Origin of the sequence: Citrobacter sp. CK195 (assembly GCF_030333365.1) — a bacterium.
Classification (GTDB): Bacteria; Pseudomonadota; Gammaproteobacteria; order Enterobacterales; family Enterobacteriaceae; genus Citrobacter_B; species Citrobacter_B koseri.
In genome coordinates this window covers 285,867-302,745 of the sequence record NZ_JAOWGB010000025.1, presented here as the reverse complement: position 1 = coordinate 302,745, position 16,879 = coordinate 285,867, and the positions used below count along the sequence as shown (strand labels likewise).

The following is a 16,879-nucleotide window of genomic DNA, read 5'->3' as shown; positions in this document are numbered from 1 at the left end:
AATATTTGTCACAGGTAACAAAAAATACCCTTTCCTCATTGATAGAATCACATCATATTGCAACGGCAAATGTGCCTTTTAAAACATCCATCCGCTATATGGTGTGAGGAAATTAACATGAATCTTAAGCTGCAGCTGAAAGTCCTCTCCTTTCTGCAGTTCTGCCTGTGGGGAAGCTGGCTTACCACCCTCGGCTCATATATGTTTGTCACCCTTAAATTCGACGGTGCATCCATCGGTGCTGTGTATAGCTCGCTGGGGATTGCCGCTGTCTTTATGCCCACGCTGTTAGGGATTGTGGCCGACAAATGGTTGAGTGCGAAATGGGTATACGCCATTTGCCACGTCGTTGGCGCTGCAACATTGTTCATGGCTGCCGAAGTGACCACGCCAGGCGCCATGTTCTTTGTGATCTTGCTTAACTCGCTGGCCTATATGCCAACGTTAGGGTTGATCAACACCATCTCCTACTACCGCCTGCAATCCGCAGGGATGGACATCGTCACCGACTTCCCGCCTATTCGTATCTGGGGCACCATCGGCTTTATTATGGCGATGTGGGGCGTAAGCTTCTCTGGCTTTGAACTGAGCCATATGCAGCTGTACATCGGCGCGGCGCTTTCCGTCATTCTGGTACTGTTTACGCTTACGCTGCCGCACATTCCGGTTGCCAGACAGCAGAAGAACCAGAGCTGGACTTCAATGCTGGGGCTGGATGCTTTCGCGCTGTTCAAAAACAAACGCATGGCGATTTTCTTTATCTTCTCCATGATGCTGGGCGCCGAGCTGCAAATTACCAATATGTTCGGTAACACCTTCCTGCACAGCTTTGATAAAGATCCGCTGTTCGCCAGCAGCTTTATCGTGCAGCATGCCTCGGTCATGATGTCGATTTCGCAGATTTCCGAGACACTGTTCATCCTGACCATTCCGTTTTTCTTAAGCCGTTACGGTATTAAGAACGTCATGCTGATCAGTATTGTGGCCTGGATGCTGCGCTTTGGCCTGTTCGCTTATGGCGACCCAACGCCGTTCGGTACCGTGCTGCTGGTTCTGTCGATGATTGTTTACGGCTGCGCCTTCGACTTCTTCAACATCTCCGGTTCGGTGTTTGTGGAAAAAGAGGTACGCCCTGAAATCCGCGCCAGTGCGCAGGGCATGTTCCTGATGATGACTAACGGCTTCGGTTGTATCCTTGGCGGCGTCGTGAGCGGTAAAGTGGTGGAACACTACACCCTGAACGGCATTACCGACTGGCAGACCGTGTGGCTGATTTTCGCAGGCTACTCTCTGGTTCTGGCCTTTGCGTTCGTGGCACTGTTTAAATACAAACACGTTCGCGTTCCGACAGGCGCGCAGACTATCGCGCACTAATCTTTACGCCGGATGGCGCTAATGCTTATCCGGCCTACAAGGGAGTCGCCCCGTAGGCCGGATAACGCGAACTTATTTCAGCACATAGCCATACAGCCGTTTAATCCCATCGGCATCAGTCTCGCTGTAAACTCCCTGCAACTCAGGCGAGAAACCGGGCAGCAAATTGACGCCCTCTTCCAGCGCCAGGAAGTAGCGCTGCACCGCCCCGCCCCACACTTCGCCCGGCACGACGCACAGCACGCCCGGTGGATATGGCAGCGCGCCTTCTGCCGCGATACGCCCTTCAGCGTCACGAATACGCACTAACTCAACATCGCCGCGAATAAAAGCGCTATTGGCATCCTGCGGATTCATCGCCACCGCAGGCAGGCTCTCTTTGCGGAACATCGCTTTTTGCAGATCTTTCACGTCAAAACTGACGTACAGATCGTGCATCTCCTGGCATAACTGGCGCAGGGTGTAGTCGCGGTAACGTACCGGATATTTGTTAAAGATGGTCGGCAGCACATCCGCCAGCGGCGTGTCGTCTTCGATATGTTGTTCGAACTGGGCCAACATCGCCACCAATTGCGCCATTTTGGCTTCGCTTTCGGCAGGCGTCAGCAGGAACAAAATCGAGTTGAGATCGCATTTTTCCGGCACGATGCCGTTCTCACGCAGATAGTGCGCCAGAATGGTGGCCGGGATACCAAAGTCGGTATAGCGCCCGGTTTCAGCATCAATGCCCGGCGTGGTCAGCAGCAGTTTGCACGGATCGACAAAATACTGATCCTCCGCATAGCCTGCAAAGCCATGCCATTTCGCCCCGGGTTCAAAGCTGAAGAAGCGTCGATCGCTGGCAATCAGTTCCGTTGGATGATCCTGCCACGGTTTACCGTCCACAAGCGGCGGAATGAATGGCTGAAGCAGTTTGCAGCGGGCGAGTATCGCCTTGCGCGCCTCGATGCCCAGCGCCACGCACTCTGCCCACAGGCGGCGACCGCTCTCCCCTTCATGGATTTTGGCATTGACATCCAGCGCAGCAAACAACGGGTAGAACGGACTGGTGGAAGCATGCAGCATAAAGGCGTTATTCAGGCGCTTGTGCGGGCAAAAACGCGCCTGACCGCGAATGTGGTTGTCCTTTTTGTGAATCTGCGAGGTTTGCGAGAAACCAGCCTGCTGCTTGTGTACCGACTGCGTAACAAAAATTCCCGGATCGTTTTCGTTCAGCTCCAGCAGCAGCGGCGAGCCGTCCGCCATCATCGGAATAAATTGCTCATACCCGACCCAGGCGGAGTCAAACAGGATGTAATCACACAGACTGCCGATTTTGTCGATGACCTGACGGGCGTTGTAGATCGTGCCGTCATACGTCCCCAGTTGAATGACGGCCAGACGAAACGGGCGCGGCCGATCGGCTTTCTGCGGGGCGACCTCGCGGATCTGCTCACGCAGGTATGCCTCGTCAAAACAGTGCTCATCAATGCCGCCGATAAAACCAAACGGGTTGCGCGCGGCTTCGAGATAGACCGGCGTGGCGCCCGCCTGAATCAACGCCCCGTGGTGGTTTGATTTATGGTTGTTACGATCGAACAGCACCAGATCGCCGCGCGTCAGCAGCGCGTTGGTCACAACCTTATTCGCCGCCGAGGTGCCATTCAGCACGAAATACGTTTTATCCGCATGAAAGACTTTCGCCGCAAACTTCTGCGCATGCTTGGCCGATCCCTCATGAATGAGCAGATCCCCCAGCTTTACGTCGGCGTTGCACATATCCGCCCGAAAGAGGTTTTCGCCGAAGAAGTCATAAAAATGCCGACCGGCCGGGTGTTTTCTGAAAAACTCACCATGCTGATGGCCCGGGCAGGCAAAGGTGCTGTTACCCATATCGACATACTGGGTCAGCGTGTCATAAAACGGCGGCAGCAGATTCTCTTCATAACGGCAGGCGGCCGATTCCAGTTCCAGCCAGTCCTGCGCGTTGCCGTTTATCACCGCCTCAACACCGGCAGGCGCATCAACATGATCGTCAGAGAGAATAAACACCGGCAACTGAAAACCGGTGCGTTTAAGCAATGCCAGGATGCCGCTGCGACTATCCGCAACGGTAATGACGACTGCCGCGACATCAGTAAAGTCAGTGCCGTCCAGCGCCACCACATGGCGGTGGGTAGACAGGCGGGAGACCAGTTCACCACTGGCGGCAATATTCATTGATTTCATAAGCGCAAAAACCCGTTTCGGGAGAATAGAAGTCCCGGGCAAAGTAACATTACCCTGCCCCACGAAATGTTGGGTCAAACTGGTCACCAGCTCCGACCGCCAGACATCAGTAAAAGCAGACAGCCTCTGATCTTACTGTTGTCCCGCAGTGAGCGTGCGCTGCCCTCACCGCATGGTGAGAGAATGAAGGGAGATCAAAGAAAGGGGCAATCGTCGCGCAGAAAGGCGAAGTTGAAGGCGATGTAAGGGTAATATGGTCATCCCAGGCTGCCCCGTACAAACAGGAGAAAATTCGCGCAATCATGGCACCTTTCCCCTGGGGGCGCAAGATCAAATCCCGGACATACGCGCCATCGACAAACGCGCATAATACGTGATATTCGGGGCATAATAATGCAATCAGATAAAACAAATAGCAGGAGCGACTGTGGTAATCGGGCCTTTTATTAACGCCAGCGCCGTTTTAGCTGGAGGCGTGCTTGGCGCGCTTCTCAGCCAGCGTTTACCGGAACGGATTCGTGTCTCAATGACCTCTATTTTCGGGCTGGCATCGCTGGGGATCGGTATTTTACTGGTCATAAAATGCGCCAACCTTCCGGTGATGGTTCTGGCGACAATCATCGGCGCGCTTATCGGCGAGTTTTGTTACCTGGAAAAAGGCATCAACACGGCGGTGACGAAAGCGCAGCAACTGATTAAGAAACCGGGGAAGAAAGCCGTCCACGACACCTTTATTCAGAACTATGTCGCCATTATTGTTCTTTTTTGCGCCAGCGGAACCGGCATTTTCGGCGCGATGCATGAAGGCATGACCGGCGACCCGAGCATTCTCATCGCAAAATCGTTTCTCGATTTCTTCACGGCCATGATCTTCGCCTGCTCGCTGGGAGTCGCCGTCGCCGTTATTTCCGCCCCTATGTTGGTTATCCAGCTATTGCTCGCCACCTGCGCGGCCTTAATTTTACCGCTCACCACCCCGGCGATGATGGCAGATTTTAGTGCCGTAGGCGGATTACTGCTGCTGGCGACCGGTCTACGTATTTGCGGAATCAAGATGTTTGCGGTGGTCAATATGCTCCCCGCCCTGCTCCTGGCGATGCCGCTTTCCGCCGCGTGGACCGCGTTTTTTGCCTGAAAATGCGTGCAATACCAACAATCTGGTGATAGATTGTGCAGTCTGCATGGATTTGAAGAAATTTCGTTGACGAAACGAAGCGAATCGGTTTTAATGCGCCCCGTTGCCCGGATAGCTCAGTCGGTAGAGCAGGGGATTGAAAATCCCCGTGTCCTTGGTTCGATTCCGAGTCCGGGCACCAAAATTCATATCAACGGACCTCCACGGAGGTCCGTTTTTGCTATTCCTCTTCCTTTGGCTCATAACTGTCTTCCCCATGTTCACATGAACACCGCCGTTGCCTCTGACAGCGACAACAGCGTTTGCATTGGTCGATTCAAATTGTTAGCGACCCGGAGACAGCTTTGCACCATGCCAGAAACTGGCTCCTTGTTTTGAAACCTGCCTTTTTTCTAATATTCGATTGATGGGTATATACCGTTTTTCTGCTTATTCTTGTCATTAGACGAACTCCTGGCATGCTGTCAGAATATTTCATCAACCGAATGATACCGAGTTCCCTTAATGTTAATTCACTGATGAGCTGGCAGTATCGACATGTTTCATCAGATTTTCTTTGTAGCGTACATTTTAACGCCTCACGAATATCTGAAGTATTATCCTGCAACGATATAGTTCCACAGGAAGATGTTCCCCACGAACTAAGTGGTATAATCACAACATCATCAGATAACTGTCGGCAGTAACATGCAGTGATCAAATCAATATCTTGCACAAATAACATTCTTCTTTGTTCTGTTGCAGGAATAATGGATTTAACCAGTTCATTTAAGGCTGACAGCGCGAATTGATCTAATGGCGTTGTTATCATATTGAAAAAACCTATAGGCTGAAGGCCCCCTATGGGGCCTTTACTGATACGGCGCACGAAAGTTAAAACTCATAGCGCACGCTAATACCGCCACCCGTGTCACGGTAATTATCGATGCCGAAGCGGGAACTCACACCAACCTGTACGCTCAGCTTCTCTATCAGGCTGGCTTCAACACCCAGCTTAGCTTCTCCAATGTCCTTACGGCCCTCGTCGTACAGCGTCACGTCATCCATTCTGACCCCGCTTTTCTCACTGTTATGCAGCCAGTTCGCTGCCAGGTAAGGTTTCCAGACGCTCTCCTTACCGGAGCGATGCTCCATAAAGGCCTTCACGCCCAACCGGGACTGCGTATTATTTTCACCCTTACCAGCTACTCGAGTTCCGTTAGTTTCACGGTGCTCATCCATCGTCACCCCGCTCCACACCACCTGTGCCTGTGGCTGGATGAAGACATCATTATGTTTATCTCCCCACAGATGGAATGTATATCCGCCCTCAACTGAGGCCAGCAGGCCATCCGAGTCATACTTCTCTTTCGCAAGTCCTTTTCCCTGCACTTCGTTGTCATACCACGCATATTGCAGCCATGTGTCGATATACGCGCCAGTACGCTGATCCGCATTCCTGAACCATGTTCCGTATAGCCCAACGCTGTAGCCGCTGACGTTTCCTTCTGAGCGATAACCCGTCAGGGAGGAGTCCGTGGTACTGTGGCTGCTGCCGTAGCCGGCCATCAAACCAGCCCGCCAGATGTCCGTGCCGGTGTAGGTGCCGCTGGCAATATCACCGCCCATCTGGATGACATAGCGATTCTCGTCCGTATTGAGTTGACCGCTGCTGTCCCGGCTGTCAAGGTGTCGCCCTTCCGTACGTATCCACATACTGGTCAGCTTCTTTTCACCAGTGAACGGATCGGTGTACATGCGGTCACCGCCACGGTCCTCAAGCCTGGTCATGAACATCTCATTTGCCGCTGCGAGGTTGGTCATGTAACTACCGGCTTCCGGGCGGGAGATGCTGGTATTCGGGAATACAGGTGGTGACGGTGGTTCTGTCGGATCAACCGGCCCTATTGGGCCCACAGGTTCTGTCGGATCAACCGGCTCTGTTGGATCCACGGGTTCTGTCGGGTCAACCGGCTCTGTTGGATCCACAGGTTCTGTGCTGCTGGTCAGGTACCAGTTATTACTGTTACCTCCATTGCCGCCCTGCACAAGGTTATAATCATAAGCGCCGGCAACAATACGACCGCGCTGGACAAATTGACCATCTGAATTACCATCAACGCGAATAATCTCAATGCCTTCGACAGTTTGAGCGCCTTGCCCACCCAGATTATTTACTGTTACGTAGCTGCTACCGTCTGTATCACCTGTGATATGCATACTATCTGTAATAGAAGCATCGCCTGCCAGCTGAGAATTAAAGACCAGAGTTCCTCCCTGACCATGATAATCACCATCGACAGTCAACGTAGTGCCAGCAGATGAAGCGGCTTCATTCATGTAAATGGTACCATCGTGATAGACAGTACCCACCGTTTGAGCATAACCATTTAGATCGAGAACACCATCTTTACCGATGTTAAAATCAGAACCAGCACTAAATGCGTTATCACTACCAGCGCGTAAATACCCACCATGAAGATTAGTGTTTCCTGTGTAGTCATTACCACCCTGTAAAGTCGTCGAACCACTCCAGATATTTACCGTCCCGTCACCTGTAATCTGGGAAAGAAATTTATAATCATCGCTGGTATGTGAGAAATTGATCATACCAGCTCCATTGCCAAACTTAATAACTCTGGAGTTAACGTAACCTGGGGCGCTGTTGTTACCTATATTCAACACACCGTTACTGCCTTGCTGATCCGCAATCAAAAACTCACTGGTAGTATTTATCTCACCACCATCTGAAACAGTCATTATTGCCGATCCAGATTGAGCAAGAGTCAGGGAGTTAGTACTCAGGGAAGAGTTTTGACCAGAAACATTTATTTCACCATGCCCCCCTAAGACGCCTGACAAAAGACGAAAAGATGTAACAATACCACCATTAGTAATATTAAGTACCCCATCACCTCCTGCCCGCTCACCGACTATCGCTATTGTCCCCGGCCCAAAAATATTGACTCTCGAGTTGTCAACATTAACAACCCCTTGCCCCATCGTGTAACCAATATATAAATAAGTGGTACTGACCTCAGAATTTCGGATATCCAGCTGCCCTGTCCCCCGATTGGTACCCACAAGGATCGCCTCAGTCGACAGACTGGACTCACTAAGAGTGCCATGACCGTTACCATACAGATAACCAATTAACAGATTTTTTGTATTAATTTCTGAAGATACTGCGTTAAGAAATCCAGTATATTCCGTACTCCCGCCGCCAACTGTAATTTCAGAGGCATCGACTGTTGCATTTAAAAGGGAGAGTCTTCCTGTCAAGCTCTCCCCTCCAAGGTCCGGTTCGGCAATGCCTACGCGAAGCGTGTTGGCGACGACGAGCTTCGCATCATTAACGGCAAGGTGATAGTTATTATCAATACTACTGACTGAGATATCATCAGTAATTATTGGAAAGTGTCCATTAGGACCATCTATATATACCTCATCATTTTCGCCAGGCAATATTCCGATATCCCAGTTTTGGCTATCTGACCAGTCACTGGTATTTCCTGTCCAATAGACAGGAGCAGCTTCTGCTCCTACAGACAACACAAAAGAGACAGCACAACTCAGATACTTCTTTTTCACAATTACTCTCACTCCAGACAAAAGAGACGACTATTGCTTGATAGTCATCAATCCGAAAAAAAATTACAGATAATTACTGCAACGACAGCTAAATCATAAATGAAAACATGTCTCATATAATCTGTAGCAATAATATTATAATCTCACACAATTGTTGGATTTAATTGCAGCAACACTTGACATTTTCACTTCTTAGTTATTAAGAACAGTTACAACTCCATTAGCTAACCTGCTGTTGATTAAAACAATAAATCCCTTGATATCTCTGGGTCGCAACAAAGATTGCGGAGATGCTGGACATGACTGTTAAATTTCCGCCCTATTACTCCTGTGATATTTCGTAAAGTAGTCTATTTATGTGTAAAGCTGGCATGAACCAGATACAAAGCACTGTGGTAAAGTATCAAGCCAGTTTATTAATATCAGGATACAGGAATAATATAGCGATATTCAGTAAATCTGTTATGAGTTAAAAAACATTCCAGATCCCAATTACAGTTCCATCCGGTGAATAATTCCGACATACTTTTCATGTTAGCTGACAACGCTATATAGAAAGGGTTAACAAACATTCCCTCTGCATAAAAACAGGCTATTTTATTTGAGTGTAAGCAAAATTCAGCATTCTCCAGTCCAGCAATACCATCAGGTTGTTCTGCTAATCCAACAAAATATTTTATATCTATTTCTCTCTCGCTTCGCCATGAGGGTGAATATTGGGAAGTGGCATAATAATGCTCGGGTGTATATCCCAGATGTTGAAAGAACTTTTTCCTAAAACGCTTCCGCTGATTGAAGTGAGGTTTATCAAAATCAATAGCATCTACACTATAGTTAAAATACTGACCGTATAATCTGATACTGGCATTATCAATCATACTGATAGTTTTAATTTCACATGGAATCTTAAACACTTCGGCCTTTGCAATCGTGTTGCTGACATTTAAAACTCCTTTTCTCCTGAAATCCTGGGGAGAAACCCCAAAAGTATTTTTAAAAGAACGTGAAAAGGCACTTATTGAATTAAACTTTAAAACCTCAGAAACATATCCAATACTAGCTCTGGTAAAACACAGAAATACACCAGCCTTAAACATCCGTCGACCACGAACATATTTTGATAATGAATCACCGGTAGTATCTTTAAATATTTTTTGTAAGTAACTACTGCTATACCCGGATTTTTGACTAAGCAGTTCTATCGTTAACTCTTCGGAAAGGTGATCTTCGATCCACTGCAACAATGCATGCACATGTATTAAATAATTTACATTCATAATACCTCCCATCAGGCAATGAGGTGGCGTAATTATTAGTATAGTTCACTAATCTCCATTTTGATTTTCATTATATTGGTTCCCGATAACAGAGTTCATTAGCCCAGAAACAGATCTCTCAAGTTAGAAAACAAGGATGGCAATGCAACCAAACATAGTAATTACATCCGGTTGCGTTCGCTGATTAATATTAATGATCAAGATAAATATAATGCATCCAGCTTGTCATACGCAAAAGCACCTTACGTAATACGGAAACATGCGAGAAATGTTCCGAATATGCAGCTACCTGCGCAGAAACACCGTCGGGTAACACATCAATATATTCATTATGTTCAAGTTCAATAGTTACCATCACCCCATCCATTGCCGGTGTAACGGTTAGTGCCTGTAGTGTGCCCTCGGCCTGGTAAGCCCCTCCCGGCACAACAGGAAGAATACTCATTAATTTCCCTTCAAACACTTTTCCTGGCAGGGCGTTAAACACGACTTCAGCTTCGTCACCAGGTTTTAGACGCAACAATGAGTTCTGACGAAACTGCGCTACAACCTGTCGTTTCTGTTCCGGGATGAAGACCATCACGGGACGAAGCGGTAATGAAGACGCATATGTGCCGGGCTGAATCAACAACTGAGTGACGTATCCATTTCCAGGGGCCCGGACGATTGTTTGTGCAAGATTATATTTCGCTTCAGCAAGTTGCGCTCTCAGACTAACAATCTGGGACTGTTCGCCATTTACCTTACTGTCCAGTTGACTCTGAATCTGAGCCTGTTCGGCAACAGAAGCTTTTACTACTGCATCCTGAGACAGATAACTTTGTCGGGCATTGTCTATATCTCTTTCAGAAAAGGGATTTACCTTAGCCTGGCTCCCCTTCACATAGCGTTGATAATCTTTATAAAGACGGTCGCGTTCAACTGAGACTCGTATGGTATTTTCCTGAGCTTCAGACAACTGGGCCTTTAGTACCTCAACATTATGGATGGCCGTGACTAAATCTGCCTGTAAACGCTCGACGCGAGACTGATATTTATCAGGCTCAATTTTAAAAAGTACTTCTCCTTTTTTAATTAGTTGATTTGGTTTGTCAATGACTTCAATTACTCTTCCCGTAACCTGAGGGATCACAGGAACAGAAATCACTGCTTTTTGGGCAGTAAATGTATAGGGATGGTTATAGTTCATTAATAAAATAAGCCCACTAACCAGCCCTATACCGCCCAGAGCCGCTGACGAAAGTGTCCACTGATTTACTGGTATCCTGAATAATTTAAAAACTGTCCATGCCAGTGCAATATAGGTCAGTATAATAAGCAAATCCACAATTAAATCTCCGGTGATTCTTTATCTATTTTGTTATGTGTTTTATTTACCAATGTCTCCAGATCTGCAATACGTTTTGTTAATGCGTCTATATCAGGATTTCTTTCAGACTGAGCGGCATTCGCCTGCATGCCCCACCCACGTTCTGGTTGATAGAGCGTGGCCCAGATCCACAAAAAAGGCCAGATGATATGCAGTGTAAACAAGCTAACCCAGCCAGCTGTATGGATCGCGTCAGCATGAGGATGATTACGTTTTTTTGCAATAATATAAGGAATATCATGAATCATGATGACCCCATAAAAAATTATCAGGAATACAAAAAACAGCATTCCTAAAGAGAAATAGTTCAGGAACATACACCCTCACTGAATTATATTTTAAAAATGTAATTAACTACATTATTTCAAATAAATGGATTCTCAGTTTATAGCTAAAGTACTTATGATGGCGCTACAATGAAATGAAATATCTAGGGCCGTAGCCCTGTTCTTGTCTACAATAGAACCCAAAATTACAGGTTGAAAACAGCTGCATCGGAAGCCATTTTATCAATCACCGCTTTCAAATCATCAACTGTAAGTAACTGGTTACTGTTCGGAAGATCTTTACCCTGCCCCTTTCTCAGCACTTTAGCTACGGCATTTCCACTTTGTGAATCAATCAATTCACCTTCAAAGTAGAGTCTGGTTTCCTGAGTCCTGTATCCGCTAATTACCTGTGTTCCTGCCAGCACCATCGCTATCGGGATTACCTCATAAAACTGTAATCCCATATTACTGGTATCAACAGCAGTAATTGCCCCTCTGAAGATCAAGGTGCCAGGGCCTGGTTTATCAACCAGCATAAAGCGCTTTGCGGCAGCTGTTTTCATACTCTGATTAGTGTAATCCAGAATCCCCTGTAGAACAGCTTCACCTACCTGAGTTGATGAGCGAGGCTCAGGATAATAGACAACAGGTTCATAAATAATTTTGGAATAATTTTCCAGATGAGCATGAGAATCGATCCAGCGCATAACTGGCACACCGGTAGTAGAAACGGCTGGTTTCAAGGATGAATAATCCTTCAGGAACCCTGAATATTGCTCTGGTTTTACTCTGTCATTTGCACAACCAGTTAGTAATGATGTTACCACTATGATGGTAGCAACATATTTCATACTCATTATAACCTCCATGAAAATAATCCTGTGTTGTGTGCTTCCCGGTTCAGACTGATTGAACAAATAAAAGAAGAATAGAAAACAGGCATAAATAATAATATATAAAGTTACATAACATAATTACTTTTTTGGGACACAGACACACAGCCCTGAGCCTTTAAAATCATGTATCACATTGATTTAAATGAAATAAATTAATATACACAGATGTTTTCATACCACAAATTCCCATACAAAAAAGTTGAAAATGTAAAATCGAACTTTTCAACATCAGGGAATATCTGATAGCTGGAGAATAATAACTCCCGATATCCCCTGGTAGCCATATCCCGGCTTAATGCCGGATAAATCAAATTCATCTACTCATCTTTTGACAGCGCATCCATTGCAGATGTGGCTGCACCAACGCCCGGCAGAGCCCCAGATCCGCTACCGACCCGTCGATCACAGCAGTATGTCTGGTAGCCAATGACCACCTGAGTCATCGCGATATAAATCCATCTCCCGTCTCGTTTAGGCTATTATCGTTAGTATATATTGTATTCAGAATGACAACTTTCAGGATGAATATGAGTAAGTTACGCACTGCAATTATCGTGGATGATCATCCCCTCGCGCGTCTGGCTATCCGTGGAGTGCTGGAGAAACAGCGCATTACTGTAATCAACGAATATGAAGACGGGACGACTGCGCTGGAAGCGTTAACAAAAACGGCTGCGGATATTGTTGTCGTGGATGTCGAGCTCCCCGGAGTGAATGGCGTTGAACTGGTAGAAAAGCTCAGAGCACGACAGTTCACCGGCGTGCTGATCGTCGTGTCCGCGAAAAACGATCGTTACTACAGCAAACGTTGCGCTCAGGTGGGCGCTAACGCTTTCATCAGTAAAAAACAGGATATGGAAAACATTCTGGCCGCCATTAACGCAGCGCAAAATGGTTATAGCTATTTTCCTTTTTTCCTTGAAGCCCCCTCAGTTGCGTTAACCGATGCACAACGCCTGGAATCCCTCTCGGCACAGGAGATGAAGGTGATGGGCTATATGCTTAATGGTCTTGATAATTCACAAATTGGCGATGCAATGCATATCAGCAGCAAAACGGTCAGCACCTATAAAACACGGTTAATGGAAAAGTTAGGCTGCAAATCACTAATTGAACTGCTCTCATTTGCCCACCAAAATAAGCTGACCTGATGATGAATAAATGGCCCATATTCGTGCTCATAGTTTTATCGATTACCGGGCGTGGCGTTCATGCCCAGGATGAGCTACCCGTTGAGCTGGAGTTGTCGGGCTACAATTACATTACGCCGGTTCCTGTTTATCTGAGTGAGGATGACAAGCGCTGGCTGAAGCAGAAAAAAACGCTTAAGGTTGCGGTTTATCAACCAGAGCAATCGCCCCTCGTGCAGACCACGCTCACAGGACGTTACCGTGGGATGAATGCCGATTATCTTGCGCTGATTCAGCATTCACTCAACACCCACATCAGCGTGACAGCCTGGAAAAATCAGGTATCGGCAATTCATGCGCTGAAAGCGGGCGAAGTCGATATGGTATTGACCGGTCTGGAGAGTCGCCCTTTCACCGAAGAAGGCATTCTGTCCTCGCAGCCGCTGGTACATTCCTGGCCAAATTTAGTGACGTCGTTAGCCAATGTCATGGTTCCCTTGCAGAGTGCGCAAAGCACCCGTGTCGCTACTGTGAATCACTATCCTGATGAGGGGTTTATTCAGCAGTCATTTCCTAACGCAGAGATCATTAATTACCCCACCTATCAGGAAGCGCTCAGCTCCGTCGCGCATGGGCAAAACGCCTGGTTTGTTGGCGACTCACTGACAACCAGCACCTGGCTATCGCAGGAATTTAGCCTCGCGTTGACGACGGTGAAATACTGGCCTGAACCACAGAAAAAAAGCGCTTTTTTATTTTTGCCAACGCAGGAACGTCTGCTGACAATTATGAATAACACGCTCAGCGCCATCGATGAAAATGTACATGGGCAAATAGCCCAGTCAATGATCGATAAAGGCAATCTGTCCTTTCTGTTAGAGCCGCTTAACCTGACCAACCGAGAGAAACAGTGGCTGAAAAGTCATAACACACTGCGTGTCATCATTAACCCGTGGTTTGCGCCTTACACTATGGTCGACAGTAACCAGGAAACGCGGGGCGTGGTGGGGGATATCCTGAATCTGATCGGTCTGCAAACCGGTATGCAGTTTGAAACCATTGTCGTCAAATCGAATGAAGAAATGGTTTCTGAAATGAAGAAAAACAACTGGCATATTGTGCAGGCCGCAACCTACGACTTGAGCCGTGAAAACGCGCTCTCCTTTACCCATCCCTTTATTACCACCCAATTCGTCACCGTTGTCAGAAAAGAGAATACGCAGGAGACCACGCTACGGGCGGGGATGAGTGTGGCGATCGGCGCCGACCACGCGTTACTGGCAAAGCTTAAAGCCCAACACCCCGGCATCCAATGGAAAGAGGTGGAAAACTCCAGCGTAGCCTTGAATCTCGTGGCGACGGGAAAGGTGGACGCGGCCATTTCAAATCAGCTGACGGCCCGCTATATGAGCGAGCATTATTATCCCGATCAGCTCGCCTGGCTCCCGATTCCCGGTGAAGCGCCGGCGGCAATCAGTTTTGCCGTTCCCCGTTCCGAACCGGAACTTCGGCAGATCCTGGACAAAGCCCTGGATGATATTCCGCAAAAAGAGATTTTCCAGATTGTCAGTAAATGGATACGCCTGCCGGACGTCAAAATTGATACCTGGGAGTTGTATAACAGACCGTTTTATCTGGTGGCGATACTGGCGACGTTGCTGGTGGTGAGCAGCTTGCTGTGGGCCGTTTACCTGTCGCGGGAAGTCCGCCAAAGGAAGCGTTCTCAACGCTTACTGGAAGCGGAACGAAACAAGGCACAGCAAGCCAATGAAGAGAAGCGGGAATTTCTTTCCCATATGAGCCACGAGATCCGAACGCCGGTCAGTGCAATTATGGGATTTCTGGAACTCTTGCAGCTCTCCCCCGCTCGCTTCAGCCCTGAGGACAAAGCATCGGTGGATCAGGCCGCCCAGGCCTCGCGATCATTGTTAAAACTGATTGGCGAGATCCTCGATCTGGAAAAGATTGAATCAGGACTCTTAGACACCGTTCCGCAGTGGGTAAATGTTGATGCTCTGATAAAAGAAAAAATGACGCTGTTTAGCGCACTGGCGGCCCAAAAAGGGATCGACCTGCGTTATGACTCGCGGCTGGACCCGCAAGAGGCGATGCATCTGGACCCCCAGTTACTGGGGCAGGTACTCACCAACCTCATTGGCAACGCGGTTAAATTTACGCAGCAAGGGCATGTCAGGATTTCGGCGACAAAGTCCAACGCGATGCTGGCGCTCTCGGTGAGCGACTCCGGTCCGGGTATTAGCACTGAAGAACAGAACCGTTTATTCACCGCCTTTAGTCAGGGGAAAGCGGGTAAGCATCATCGCGGTTCGGGCCTGGGATTAGCGATCAGCCGGGCATTGATGACGCAAATGGGGGGAACCATCGCGCTGCAAAGCGAAATAAACCGTGGAACCACCCTGACGCTGAACCTGCCCGTGCAAACCTCGCGTGATATCACGCCGGTATCTATTGACGCGCCCCCGCCCCCTCCCGTTATTCAGGGGACGCTGCGGGTATTAATCGTTGACGATCATCCCTCCAGTCGACTGCTCCTGAAACGCCAGCTTGCAACGTCAGGTATTGTTGCGGATGAAGCCGAAAACGGCGAAGAGGCCTTACGACACCTTCAGCAACAGCATTATGATTTGCTTATTACCGACCTCAATATGCCCACAATGGACGGCATTGAACTTACCCGTCAGGTACGGAAATTTAATCGCGACCTCACCATCTGGGGGTTGACCGCCTCAGCGCAAGAACATGAACGCGAACGCTGTCTTGCGGCAGGCATGAATGCCTGTATTTTCAAGCCGATTACGTTATCGCAAATCTCGCACTTCCTTTCAGGAATGTGTGAGACAGCCAATACGATGTTTGATATCGAAATGCTGGGTATGCTGGCGCAAGGCAACCGGGCGCTCATGCTTACAGCGTTAAAAGATGCACAGCAGGAGAACCGCCGTGATTTAATCGCCGCCCGACAAGCGGCGCATACTGAAGATTATCTGACCGTGAAGCGCCATATTCATCGCATTAACGGGACTGCCCAACTGCTGGGCGTTAAGGCATTGATGAAGGTAGCGCAGTCGCTGGAAGATAAACTACCTGACGCCATTTCCGCCGCAGACCTTGCCACAGACCTTGATCGCATCGACGCCTTACTTGATGAATTAGATCAGGCTATCGCAACATTCATTCCATAACCTTCCTACACGCGTAGGCGGCGCCTGACAGAAAAATAAGGTGCCGCTGATGTTGTCCCGTTGTTAACCAGGTAAAATTAGCCTTGTTCTGACGGAATATATTTCGTTAATTAAACCTGGGATATTTCCTAAGAAAAATCCATTTTTACCGTCATTTCAAGTTTCAACTATCAAATGACATCAAACCATTAAACCACACCTATCAATAGTGATAGTGTTAAATTTCATCTTTATGGCACATAAATAGTTTTTTATTTCAATAAAGACGGCAATAACTGGATCGTTGTTCTTTTGAAAGGGAACAAATAGAAGAAACGATCGTTTTTATGATTATATTCGAAATCCATTATTTTTGTGGTGTCATCTGATTTTATTTTCTGTAAATTTCACAAAGAAACATGAGGTGAATTTCTGGCGTTAAATAACCAAAGAGGGCATGCCAAAAAGG

The 16,879-nt window shown here is 47.8% G+C and carries 11 protein-coding genes and 1 tRNA gene; 5 read left to right on the top strand and 7 right to left on the bottom strand.

The window, feature by feature from the left end:
• Window positions 1-117 precede the first annotated feature (117 nt).
• On the top strand, window positions 118-1,374 hold the full coding sequence (locus OGX93_RS15630; protein WP_275147571.1) for a nucleoside permease: 1,257 nt from the start codon (window positions 118-120) through the stop codon (window positions 1,372-1,374).
• Window positions 1,375-1,446: 72 nt separating this feature from the next.
• On the opposite strand, the gene OGX93_RS15625 is transcribed toward OGX93_RS15630, so the two are convergent.
• Window positions 1,447-3,582 (bottom strand): ornithine decarboxylase, encoded by a 2,136-nt coding sequence (locus OGX93_RS15625; RefSeq protein WP_153259019.1) that lies wholly within the window; start codon window positions 3,580-3,582, stop codon window positions 1,447-1,449.
• Window positions 3,583-4,009: 427 nt separating this feature from the next.
• On the opposite strand from OGX93_RS15625, the gene OGX93_RS15620 reads away from it, so the two are divergent.
• Together OGX93_RS15620 and OGX93_RS15615 are read left to right on the top strand one after the other, a co-directional pair.
• Window positions 4,010-4,717: a DUF554 domain-containing protein gene (locus OGX93_RS15620; RefSeq protein ID WP_012135082.1), complete on the top strand. Its 708-nt coding sequence runs from the start codon at window positions 4,010-4,012 to the stop codon at window positions 4,715-4,717.
• Between the two features lie 105 nt (window positions 4,718-4,822).
• Window positions 4,823-4,898 (top strand) — tRNA-Phe (locus OGX93_RS15615).
• Window positions 4,899-5,033: 135 nt separating this feature from the next.
• Here OGX93_RS15615 and OGX93_RS15610 read toward each other — a convergent pair.
• The 6 genes from OGX93_RS15610 to OGX93_RS15585 form a co-directional block, all read right to left on the bottom strand.
• Window positions 5,034-5,528 carry a helix-turn-helix transcriptional regulator gene (locus tag OGX93_RS15610; RefSeq protein ID WP_286449037.1) on the bottom strand — a complete coding sequence of 165 codons (495 nt, stop codon included), beginning with the start codon at window positions 5,526-5,528 and terminating at the stop codon, window positions 5,034-5,036.
• 62 nt (window positions 5,529-5,590) lie between these two features.
• Window positions 5,591-8,287, bottom strand: coding sequence for an autotransporter outer membrane beta-barrel domain-containing protein (locus OGX93_RS15605; protein ID WP_286487814.1), 2,697 nt, complete (start codon window positions 8,285-8,287; stop codon window positions 5,591-5,593).
• A 422-nt stretch (window positions 8,288-8,709) separates the two neighbouring features.
• On the bottom strand, window positions 8,710-9,564 hold the full coding sequence (locus OGX93_RS15600; RefSeq protein WP_286449042.1) for a helix-turn-helix domain-containing protein: 855 nt from the start codon (window positions 9,562-9,564) through the stop codon (window positions 8,710-8,712).
• A 190-nt stretch (window positions 9,565-9,754) separates the two neighbouring features.
• Complete coding sequence (locus tag OGX93_RS15595; protein ID WP_230009919.1) at window positions 9,755-10,891, bottom strand: HlyD family secretion protein; 1,137 nt, start codon at window positions 10,889-10,891, stop codon at window positions 9,755-9,757.
• A gap of 2 nt (window positions 10,892-10,893) precedes the next feature.
• The gene (locus tag OGX93_RS15590; protein ID WP_071257857.1) at window positions 10,894-11,250 is read right to left on the bottom strand and encodes a DUF3302 domain-containing protein; all 357 of its coding nucleotides are present in this window, start codon (window positions 11,248-11,250) and stop codon (window positions 10,894-10,896) included.
• Between the two features lie 155 nt (window positions 11,251-11,405).
• A complete protein-coding gene (locus OGX93_RS15585) occupies window positions 11,406-12,059 on the bottom strand; it encodes a DUF3313 domain-containing protein (protein ID WP_153259011.1) in 654 nt (217 codons plus the stop codon).
• A gap of 566 nt (window positions 12,060-12,625) precedes the next feature.
• Here OGX93_RS15585 and evgA point away from each other — a divergent pair.
• Both evgA and OGX93_RS15575 read left to right on the top strand, forming a co-directional pair.
• On the top strand, window positions 12,626-13,249 hold the full coding sequence (evgA, locus tag OGX93_RS15580; RefSeq protein ID WP_441302675.1) for an acid-sensing system DNA-binding response regulator EvgA: 624 nt from the start codon (window positions 12,626-12,628) through the stop codon (window positions 13,247-13,249).
• A 23-nt stretch (window positions 13,250-13,272) separates the two neighbouring features.
• Entirely contained in the window at window positions 13,273-16,431 is a 3,159-nt protein-coding gene (locus OGX93_RS15575; protein WP_286449045.1) for a response regulator, read from the top strand.
• Window positions 16,432-16,879 lie beyond the last annotated feature (448 nt).

What these genes read in the sequence shown, in the direction of transcription:
- OGX93_RS15630 (WP_275147571.1), top strand. Translation starts at nt 118, where the DNA reads ATGAATCTTAAGCTGCAGCTGAAAGTCCTCTCCTTTCTGCAGTTCTGC.
- OGX93_RS15625 (WP_153259019.1), bottom strand. Translation starts at nt 3,582, where the DNA reads ATGAAATCAATGAATATTGCCGCCAGTGGTGAACTGGTCTCCCGCCTG.
- OGX93_RS15610 (WP_286449037.1), bottom strand. Translation starts at nt 5,528, where the DNA reads ATGATAACAACGCCATTAGATCAATTCGCGCTGTCAGCCTTAAATGAA.
- OGX93_RS15600 (WP_286449042.1), bottom strand. Translation starts at nt 9,564, where the DNA reads ATGAATGTAAATTATTTAATACATGTGCATGCATTGTTGCAGTGGATC.
- OGX93_RS15590 (WP_071257857.1), bottom strand. Translation starts at nt 11,250, where the DNA reads ATGTTCCTGAACTATTTCTCTTTAGGAATGCTGTTTTTTGTATTCCTG.
- OGX93_RS15585 (WP_153259011.1), bottom strand. Translation starts at nt 12,059, where the DNA reads ATGAGTATGAAATATGTTGCTACCATCATAGTGGTAACATCATTACTA.
- evgA (WP_441302675.1), top strand. Translation starts at nt 12,626, where the DNA reads ATGAGTAAGTTACGCACTGCAATTATCGTGGATGATCATCCCCTCGCG.